Genomic DNA, 9429 nt, shown 5'->3' with positions numbered 1-9429 from the left:
CCGGTTTACCCCCCAAATCCCTGCCGAATTCCGGCCAGCGTGTTTGACGGGGCGCCTAAGATCAAAATCAAAAGCAAGAGCACAGCGGCCTGACAGCCGGCTTGAGTGGTGTAGAGCAAAGGCAAACGCGGTCCTGTAGGAGCCGGCTTGCCAGCGATGGTCTTCAACGATGACGCGGGGGAACCAGACAAAACGCGGCGCTCTCACGTTTTTCGCCGGCAAGAACTAGGCGTCCCCCCGACTCCTACAAGGACCGCGTATCCACGATGCGAAGCGAGTCGCTCTTGATCTTGATCTTGATCTTAGGCGCCCCGTTAAACACGCTGGCCGAACGCAGGCTTGAATCCGTGGGTAACCCGGCAGGACGCCGGGTTAGCCGCGCTGGGCCAAGGATGGCCCATCGCGGCGGCCCACGGATTCAAGCCGGAGTGAGGGCACACCGAGCCTAAGCGAGGTGCCGAGTGTTGGGGCAAGAGCGTTTTGCTTACTTTTGCGCTTTTCAAAAGTGAGCCGCCGTAAGGGCGGAACCATAAGCCGCCGTTACCTAAACAACGGATATGTACACCAACACAAATATCCCCCCACATGTGATCGAAATTGCCAGTTAAATCAGCTCTCGGGCCAGGAACGGCGCAGTCCGGCTCACCTTGCTTTTCGCAACTTTCTGCGGCGTACCACTGACAACCACCTTGCCGCCCAAATCCCCCGCCCCCGGCCCGATATCAATTACCCAATCACTCTGCGCCACCACGCGCATCTCATGCTCCACCACAACCACGGTATGCCCCGCGTCCACCAAGTGATTCAACTGGCTGAGCAAGCGGTCCACATCCCGTGGATGCAACCCGGTAGTCGGCTCATCCAGCACATACAAGGTCGCGCCCCGCGCGTTGCGTTGCAGCTCGGTCGCCAGTTTGATGCGCTGCGCTTCACCGCCCGACAGCTCAGTGGCCGGTTGGCCCAGGCGCAGGTAGCCCAGGCCGATATCCCGCAGCACCAGCAACGGGCGCAGTACGCTCGGTTGTTCGGCGAACACGTCCACCGCTTGCTCCACCGTCAGCCCCAGCACTTGGGCGATGGTCAAGCCTTGCCATGTCACTGACAGGGTCTCTGGGTTGTAGCGCGCCCCATGACAGGTCGGGCACGGTGCGTACACGCTCGGCATGAACAACAACTCGACACTGACAAAACCTTCCCCTTCGCAATTCGGGCAACGGCCCTTGGCGACGTTGAACGAGAATTGCCCGGCATCGTAATGGCGCTTCTTCGCCGCCGGTGTGGCCGCGAACAGCTTGCGCACGTTGTCGAACAGGCCGGTATAGGTCGCCAGATTGGAGCGCGGTGTGCGGCCGATGGGCTTCTGGTCCACCTGCACCAGACGGCGGATGTGCTCCAGCCCGGCTTTGATGTACCCGCCGCTGATTTGCGGCGCGTCGTCTTCCAGGCTCGGTTCTTCGTCATTTTCCACGACGCGCCCGAGACCGGCGCCCACCAGTTCCAGCAGGGCCTGGCTGACCAGGCTGGACTTGCCCGACCCGGAAATCCCGGTGACCGCCGTGAAGCAGCCCAGCGGAAAATCGACGTTCAGGTCCTTGAGATTATTGCGCGTCAGCCCTTGCAGTTTCAGCCAGCCGGTGGGCTCGCGGCGCGCCTGGTTCGGCGCGCGTTTTTCTGCGAACAGGTACTCACGGGTCTGCGACGCCTCGATTTGCGCAAGCCCTGCGGGCGGGCCGCTGTACAGCACCTGCCCGCCCTGTTCGCCGGCCGCCGGGCCGACGTCGATCAGCCAATCGGCGCGGCGCATGGTTTCCAGGTCATGCTCCACCACAAACAACGAATTGCCCGCGGCTTTCAAACGCTCCAGGGCGGTGAACAACGCCTCGCCATCCGCCGGATGCAGGCCCGCCGAGGGTTCATCCAGCACGTAAATCACGCCGAACAACTGCGAGCCCAGTTGTGTGGCCAAACGCAGCCGCTGCAACTCCCCGGACGACAAGGTCGGCGTACTGCGCTCCAGGGACAGATAACCCAGGCCCAACTCGGTCAACGTGCTGACCCGCTCCAGCAAATCCTGGGCAATACGCTGGGCCGCCAGACGTTTTTCCACCGACAGTTTCATCGTGTCCTGGCCCGCCGCCACCGGCCGCAGCAACTCGGCCAAGCGCGTCAATGACAACTGCGACAACTCACCGATGTCCACCCCGGCAAACTTCACCGACAGCGCGGCCTTGGTCAGGCGTTTGCCCTCGCACAACGGGCAGGCGCTGCCCTGCATGAACTGCGAGACGCGCCTCTTCATCAGCGCGCTCTGGGTGTGGGCAAAGGTGTGCAGGATGTAGCGCCGGGCGCCCATGAAAGTGCCTTGGTAGCTCGGCTCCAGTTTGCGCTTGAGCGCATCGCGGGTCTGTTCCGGAGTAAAGCCAGCGTAGACCGGTACGGTGGGGGTTTCTTCGGTGAACAGGATCCAGTCGCGCTGCTTTTTCGGCAGGTCACGCCACGGGATATCCACGTCGTAGCCCAGGGTCACCAGGATGTCCCGCTGGTTCTGGCCTTGCCACGCCAATGGCCAGGACGCCACTGCACGCTGGCGAATCGTCAACGAAGGATCCGGCACCATCAACGCTTCGGTCACTTCATACACACGGCCCAGGCCATGGCATTGCGGACACGCGCCCTGGGGCAGGTTTGGCGAGAAGTCCTCGGCATACAGCATCGGTTGTCCCGGCGGATAGCTGCCGGCACGGGAGTACAACATGCGAATCAGGCTCGACAACGTCGTCACGCTGCCCACCGACGAGCGCGCACTCGGCGTACCGCGCTGCTGTTGCAGGGCCACGGCGGGCGGCAGGCCTTCGATGCTGTTCACGTCCGGCACACCGACCTGGTCGATCAGCCGCCGCGCATACGGCGCCACCGACTCGAAATAGCGCCGCTGCGCCTCGGCATACACCGTGGAAAACGCCAGGGACGACTTGCCGGAACCCGACACACCGGTAAACACCACCAGGGCATCCCGGGGAATATCCACATCGACGTTACGCAGGTTGTGCTCGCGGGCGCCGCGCACGCGGACGAAGCCGCTTTGCTGGGCAGTGATCGCTGGGATGTTGCGCTGTGAAGTCATGGACAACCTTGTCGGGCGGTGAGCACGCTGCGCACCCGTTGCGTCAGGGCTTCGGGGCTGTAGGGCTTGCTCAGCAGATGAATTTCGGCGCTCAGCAGGTGATTGCTGGAGAGAATGTCACGCGTATGGCCGGAGGTGAACAACACTGCAACTGGAGGACTCTGTGCACGGGCCCAGTCGGCCAGGTCGGTGCTTTTGACACGGCCAGGCATGACCACATCGGTGAAGATCAGCTCCGGCTGCAAACCGGCTTGCAGCTTTTGCATGGCCTGGTCGCCGTCATCCGCCGTGAGCACGGTGTAGCCGGACTGTTCAAGCAGCTCGACGACGGTCAGGCGCACGCCTTCATTGTCCTCGACCACCAGGATGGTTTCCTGGCCGCCACTCTGAGGGATCTGATCGATATGCACATCAAGGCTTTCCGGCTCCAGGCTGTGGGGGAAATACATCTGCACCACAGAACCCTTGCCCTCCTCACTCCACATCTCCACATGCCCGCCACTCTGGCGCACAAAGCCGAACACCATGCTCAAGCCGAGGCCGGTGCCATGGCCTTCGCGCTTGGTAGTGAAAAAGGGTTCGAAGGCCCGTTTCAACGTGGACTCGGACATGCCGACACCAGTGTCGATCACCGCCAGCCGCACATATTCGCCAGGCTTGATGCTTTTGCCCACACAATCGTCCGGGTTGAGGATGATGTTTTCGCCGGTAATACGGATCACGCCTTCGCCCTGCATGGCGTCCCGGGCGTTGATCGCCAGGTTGAGCAGCGCATTTTCCAGCTGATTGCGGTCGACGTTGATAAACCAGGAGTCCTGGGGCAATTGCACATCGATATGGATGGTTTCCCCCAGCGCCCGTTGCAGCAGTTCACCAAGCCCCGCGTAGATGCGTTGCGGGTTGTACACCGCTGGCGACAAGGGTTGGCGACGGGCAAACGCAAGCAACTGCGACGACAGCTTGGCCCCGCGCTCCACCGCCGCAATGGCCGCGGCGACACGGCGCTGCACCTGGACGTTGTCCGGTTCGTGGCGGGCCAGCAAATGCAGGTTGCCGGCGATCACTTGCAGCAGGTTATTGAAGTCGTGGGCCACGCCGCCGGTCAGGCCGCCGATGGCTTCGAGTTTCTGCGACTGGCGCAGTTGGTCCTCGGCAGCGGAACGCGCGTGCACTTCAGCGGCGACCCGTTGCTCCAGGTTATGCGTGAGTTCCTGGCGCACCTGTTCGGACTTCACCAGTTCGGTGGTCTCCACCACAATCGCCAACACCCCGGCCGGTTGCTGGTTGTCGCCGGCGACCGGGCTGTAATACAGGTCCAGCCACACGGTTTCCGGCCTGCCATTGCGCAAAAGCACCAGGTCCTTGTTGTTGAACGACAGGGTGCCGCCGGCCAGGCAGGTATCCATCACATGGCGGTTGAACTCGGCGACTTCCGGCCAACCCAACTCTACCGGCGTGCCCAACAGGTACGGGTGGCGGCCACCGGCAAAGGCCGAGTAGCTGTCGTTGTAGATCATGTACCCCCATTGGCCCCACAGCATCACCATGGGCACCGGTGACGCCAGCATCATCTGCACAGTGCAGGTCAGGCTGGTGGACCATTGGTCGATAGGGCCCAGGTCGGTGGTCGCCCAATCGAAGTCGCGGATACGCTGGGCCATTTCTCCGGCCCAACCTTCACAGCCGTGGGGGTTGGATAAAAATTGCATCATTGAACTCTGCGCAAAGAAAGGACAGCCGCAAAATTTGGAGCGCACCAGGGCCGGATGGTTTCATCTTGTATAACTTAGGGGGTAATGGCCGCAGAAGCCACTGCCCCTAATGAAAATCCCGGCTGCGCACATGGATGCCTTCCAGCAATGGCGTCAGGTCGGTAAGGCGCCCGGCAATCAGGTGCCGCACTTCGCCCACCGCTTCCCAGCGACCGTCTACTTTCAACAACCGCGAGCCCACCAATGCCTGGCGTTGACGCTCAGCCAGGTCACGCCAGACCACCACATTGAGGTTGCCGAATTCATCTTCCAGGGTGACAAAGGTCACCCCACTGGCCGTGCCGGGACGTTGTCGACCAGTAACCAGCCCGGCGACGCTGACATTGCGCCCATGCTCCACCGCCATCAGCTCCTGGGAACTGCGACAGCGCCGCTTGCGCAGTTCCGCACGCAACAACGCCAACGGATGCGGGCCTAGGGTGGTGCCAACCGTGGCGTAGTCGGCGTGCAGGTCCTCACCCACGGTGGGCGTCGGCAATTCCACCACGGCTTCGTCCGGGCTCGGCAGGCCGGCAAACAGCCCGAGTTGCTTGTGTACGCCGGCCACTTCCCAACGCGCCTTGTGTCGGTTGCCAGCCAGGGCGCGCAAGGCGCCGGCATCCGCCAGCAGTGCCTGGGCGCGTGCATCCAGCCCGGCACGCTCGTCCAGGTCGGCAATATCGCTGAACGCCCGGCGCTGGCGTGCGCTTTCGATACGCCGCGCATCCTCTTCGCGAAACCCCGCGATCATGCGCAAACCCATGCGAATCGCCGGCTGTTCGCCGTCAATCGGCTCCAGGCTGCAATCCCAGTCGCTGGCCTGCACGTCCACCGGGCGGATCTGCAAGCGATGGCGCCGCGCGTCCTGCAGGATCTGGTCCGGGCTGTAGAAACCCATGGGCCAGCTGTTGATCAGCGCACAGGCAAACGCCGCCGGCTCATGGCACTTGAGCCAGCAGCTGGCGTAGGTCAGCAAGGCGAAACTGGCCGCGTGGGACTCGGGGAAACCGTAGCTGCCAAAACCCTTGATCTGCTCGAAAATCTGCGCGGCAAAGGCCTCGCTGTAGCCGTTTTTCAGCATGCCGGTGCGCAGGCGCGCCTGGTGCGGTTCCAGGCCACCGTGGCGTTTCCAGGCGGCCATGGAGCGGCGCAACTGGTCAGCCTCGCCGGGGCCATAATCGGCGGCGACCATGGCGATCTGCATCACCTGTTCCTGGAACAGCGGAATGCCCAGGGTGCGCTCCAGCACCACTTTCAGTTCGGGTGACGGATACGTGGTTGCCTCCTCCTTGTTCCGCCGTCGCAAGTACGGGTGCACCATGCCACCCTGGATCGGCCCCGGCCGCACGATAGCGACCTCGATCACCAAGTCATAGAACGTTTGCGGCTTGAGCCTGGGCAGCATCGACATCTGCGCCCGCGACTCGATCTGGAACACGCCGATGGTGTCGGCCTTGCTGATCATCGCGTAGGTGGCCGGGTCTTCCTTGGGTACCGACGCCAGGCTCATGTCACGGTTGCGATGGCGGCGCAGCAGGTCGAAACAGCGGCGGATCGCGCTGAGCATGCCCAAGGCCAGGATGTCCACCTTAAGCAGGCCGACGGCGTCGAGGTCGTCTTTGTCCCACTGGATGATGGTGCGCTCGGCCATGGCGGCATTTTCCACCGGCACCAGGGTGTCCAGCGGGTATTCGGAAATCACGAAGCCACCAGGGTGCTGGGACAGGTGCCGGGGGAAGCCGATCAATTGCTGGGTGAGCGTGAGCACGCGGCGCAGGATCGGGCTGTCGGGGTCGAAGCCACCTTCGCGCAGGCGCTCCAGCGGAGGCGCGTCGTCACTCCAGCGCCCGCAGCAGTCGGCCAGGGCATTGATCTGATCCGGCGGCAACCCCAGGGCCTTGGCCACATCGCGCACCGCGCCGGACGCGTGGTAACTGCTGACCACTGCCGTCAACGCCGCGCGGGTACGGCCGTAGCGCTGGAACACGTATTGCAGCACTTCTTCGCGGCGTTCGTGCTCGAAGTCCACGTCGATATCCGGCGGCTCATTGCGCTCCCTGGAAAGAAAACGCTCGAACAGCATGCTGGTCAGGCTCGGGTCGATCTCGGTGATGCCCAAGGCAAAACACACTGCCGAGTTGGCCGCCGAGCCGCGCCCCTGGCACAGGATCGAGCGGCTGCGGGCGAACTGCACAATGTCGTGCACCGTGAGGAAGTAGCTTTCGTAACCCAACTCGCTGATCAACTCCAGCTCGCTGTTGATCTGCTGCAAGGTCTTGGCGTCGACACCCTGCGGCCAACGTTTGGCGATGCCTTCTTCGGTCACGGCGCGCAGCCAGGATTCGGCGTCGTGACCTTCAGGCACCAGTTCGCGTGGGTAGTGATAGCGCAATTGGCTGAGGTCGAAGGTGCAGCGGCGGGCAATGGCCTGGGTTTCGTCGAGCAACGACGCGGGGTACAGCGCGCTTAACGCCTCCAGGCTGCGCAGGTGCCGCTCGCCATTGGGGTGCAGCCGCGTGCCGGCTTCGGCCACCGGGACGTGATGGCGGATGGCGGTCATGGTGTCTTGCAGGGCGCGGCGGCCACGCGCATGCATGTGCACATCGCCGCAGGCCACAGCTGGGATATGCAGGCTGGCGGCCAATTGCAGGCGTTGTTCCAGATGGCGAGCATCGTCCTGGCCGCAGTGCAGGTGCACCGCCAGCCACAGGCGTTGCGCGAAGATTCGGCACAGCCATTGGACGTCGGCCTGGGTGTCGCTGTCTTCGGCCACCCACAGCGCCAGCAGGCCGGGCAGCGGTTGCTCGAAGTCCTCGCGCAGCAGGCGATAGCGGCCTTTTTCGGCACGCCGCCGGGCCAGGGTGATCAAGCGGCACAGGTGCTGGTAGCCGCTGAGGTCTTCCACCAGCAGCACCAGTTTCGGGCCGTTGTCGATACGCATCTCGCTGCCAATGATCAGCGGCAGCTCCACCGCCTTCGCCGCCTGCCAGGCGCGCACAATACCCGACAAGGTGCATTCGTCGGTGATCGCCAGGGCGCTGTAGCCTTGGCGCTTGGCGCGTTCGAACAGTTCCAGCGCACTGGAGGCGCCGCGCTGGAAGCTGAAGTTGGACAGGCAGTGCAGCTCGGCGTAGCTCATGCAAACCAGCCCTGCAGCCACAGGCCATCGCCCTGCCCCACGGTGCGAAAGGCCCAGCCTTGCTGGCCGGCGCGGGTCTGGATCAGGTAGTAGTCGCGACGAACATCGGCACCGTCCCACCAGCCGGACTCGATGCGTTCCGGCCCCACGAGGATCTGCACGCCCTGCTCGCCCAGCAAGGTCGGTTCGTTCAGCAGCCAGCCGGGGCGCTGCACTGTGTTCAAGGTTGGGCACGGGGTTTTATCCGCTGCCGCTTGCCAGGCGCATTCGGGGCGGTGGTCGGCGTGAAAGCGCAAGCCCTGCACCGCCTCATCGCCCAAGCGGGCACGCAGGCGTTCGCGCAGTTGCTCCCACGGCAGGGTTTGTTGCGGGCGGTCGTCGAACAGGTCCTGGCGCTGGGGCACAAACACCGGCAGGTCCTGGGCCACCAGGCGAAAGCCGCGTACCGGTGAGGTAACTTGCACCTGCTCCAGACGGCCACGGGCCAATTCAAACAGCATCGCCGATTCGCGTTCGGCACTGAGCAGGCCGACCTTGATCACGCTGTCGGGCGCCTGGGCGTGTTCAAGATGCAGGTCGAAACGCTGCACGCCACTGTCGCGGCCACACAGGAACGCGGACAGATCGCCAGTCAAACGCCTTAACGGAAACAGCAGCGCCTGATGGGATTGCACGTCGAAATTCAGCTCGATACGCACATCGAACCGGTCCGGCGGCTGATAGAACGCCAAGGCCAGCGGCCGCTGCCCAGCCAGTGCATCCAGATGCTTGAGCAGGCCGGCCTCAAAGCGCCGTGCCAGGGTATGCCGAGGCAGCGCCTGCACTTGGGCCAATGTGCGCAGGCCCATGCGCGACAAAGCCGTGGCGGCCTGCGGGTCGAGGCCGGCGCGGTCGATGGGCAGCGGCGCCAGGGCCTGCATCAAGCCGTCATCCTGCACCGCCAGGCCATCGTAGATATTTGCCAGCACTCGCGCCGCCGCCGGGTTGGGCGCAGCGACGATTCGGTGACGAAAACCCAGTTCGGTCAATTCCTTGCGCAAGCGCGCTTCGAAGCGCGACCAAGGTCCGAACAGCCCCAGACTCGACTCGATCTCGAACAACAAGGCACGCGGATAGTACAGGCTGACCTGGGAGCTGAACTGATAGGCCCAGGCAGCGAGGAACTGCTGGTAGCGTTCGATCTCGGCGGGATCATATTCGGCGCTGGCAAAGGTCTTGACCAGGGCATGCGCCGCCGTCAGGGATTGACCAGGACGCAAGCCCAGGGCACGGGCGGCATCATTGACGGTTTGCAGCAGACGGCGTTGCGGCGTGCCGGCCAGCAAGACCAGGGGTTGCTCCGGCTCGGGGTGCACACGCTGCACCCCGTCCAGCGCCAATTGCGGGAAGACAATACACACCCAACGCATGGCAAC

At 63.6% G+C, this 9429-nt stretch carries 4 protein-coding genes; all 4 read right to left on the bottom strand.

Annotated elements, in window-relative coordinates:
* Positions 1–604: 604 nt before the first annotated feature.
* Complete coding sequence (locus tag WH299_RS14065; RefSeq protein WP_339550554.1) at positions 605–3124, bottom strand: excinuclease ABC subunit UvrA; 2520 nt, start codon at positions 3122–3124, stop codon at positions 605–607.
* Complete coding sequence (locus tag WH299_RS14060; protein ID WP_123477073.1) at positions 3121–4833, bottom strand: ATP-binding protein; 1713 nt, start codon at positions 4831–4833, stop codon at positions 3121–3123. Before WH299_RS14060 ends, WH299_RS14065 begins: the two co-directional genes overlap by 4 nt.
* A gap of 109 nt (positions 4834–4942) precedes the next feature.
* Entirely contained in the window at positions 4943–8035 is a 3093-nt protein-coding gene (locus WH299_RS14055) for an error-prone DNA polymerase (protein WP_339550552.1), read from the bottom strand.
* On the bottom strand, positions 8011–9423 hold the full coding sequence (locus WH299_RS14050) for a Y-family DNA polymerase (protein ID WP_339550550.1): 1413 nt from the start codon (positions 9421–9423) through the stop codon (positions 8011–8013). The genes WH299_RS14055 and WH299_RS14050 overlap by 25 nt, the downstream gene beginning before the upstream one ends.
* Positions 9424–9429 lie beyond the last annotated feature (6 nt).

It is taken from the genome of Pseudomonas sp. MYb541, from assembly GCF_037479595.1.
GTDB lineage: Bacteria > Pseudomonadota > Gammaproteobacteria > Pseudomonadales > Pseudomonadaceae > Aquipseudomonas > Aquipseudomonas canadensis.
Note: the sequence above shows the minus strand (reverse complement) of the source record. Positions and strands in the feature narration are given on the sequence as shown.

Bases quoted from the DNA above. Each gene is read 5' to 3' on its own strand.
- WH299_RS14065 (WP_339550554.1), bottom strand. From the start codon at position 3,124: ATGACTTCACAGCGCAACATCCCAGCGATCACTGCCCAGCAAAGCGGC.
- WH299_RS14060 (WP_123477073.1), bottom strand. From the start codon at position 4,833: ATGCAATTTTTATCCAACCCCCACGGCTGTGAAGGTTGGGCCGGAGAA.
- WH299_RS14050 (WP_339550550.1), bottom strand. From the start codon at position 9,423: ATGCGTTGGGTGTGTATTGTCTTCCCGCAATTGGCGCTGGACGGGGTG.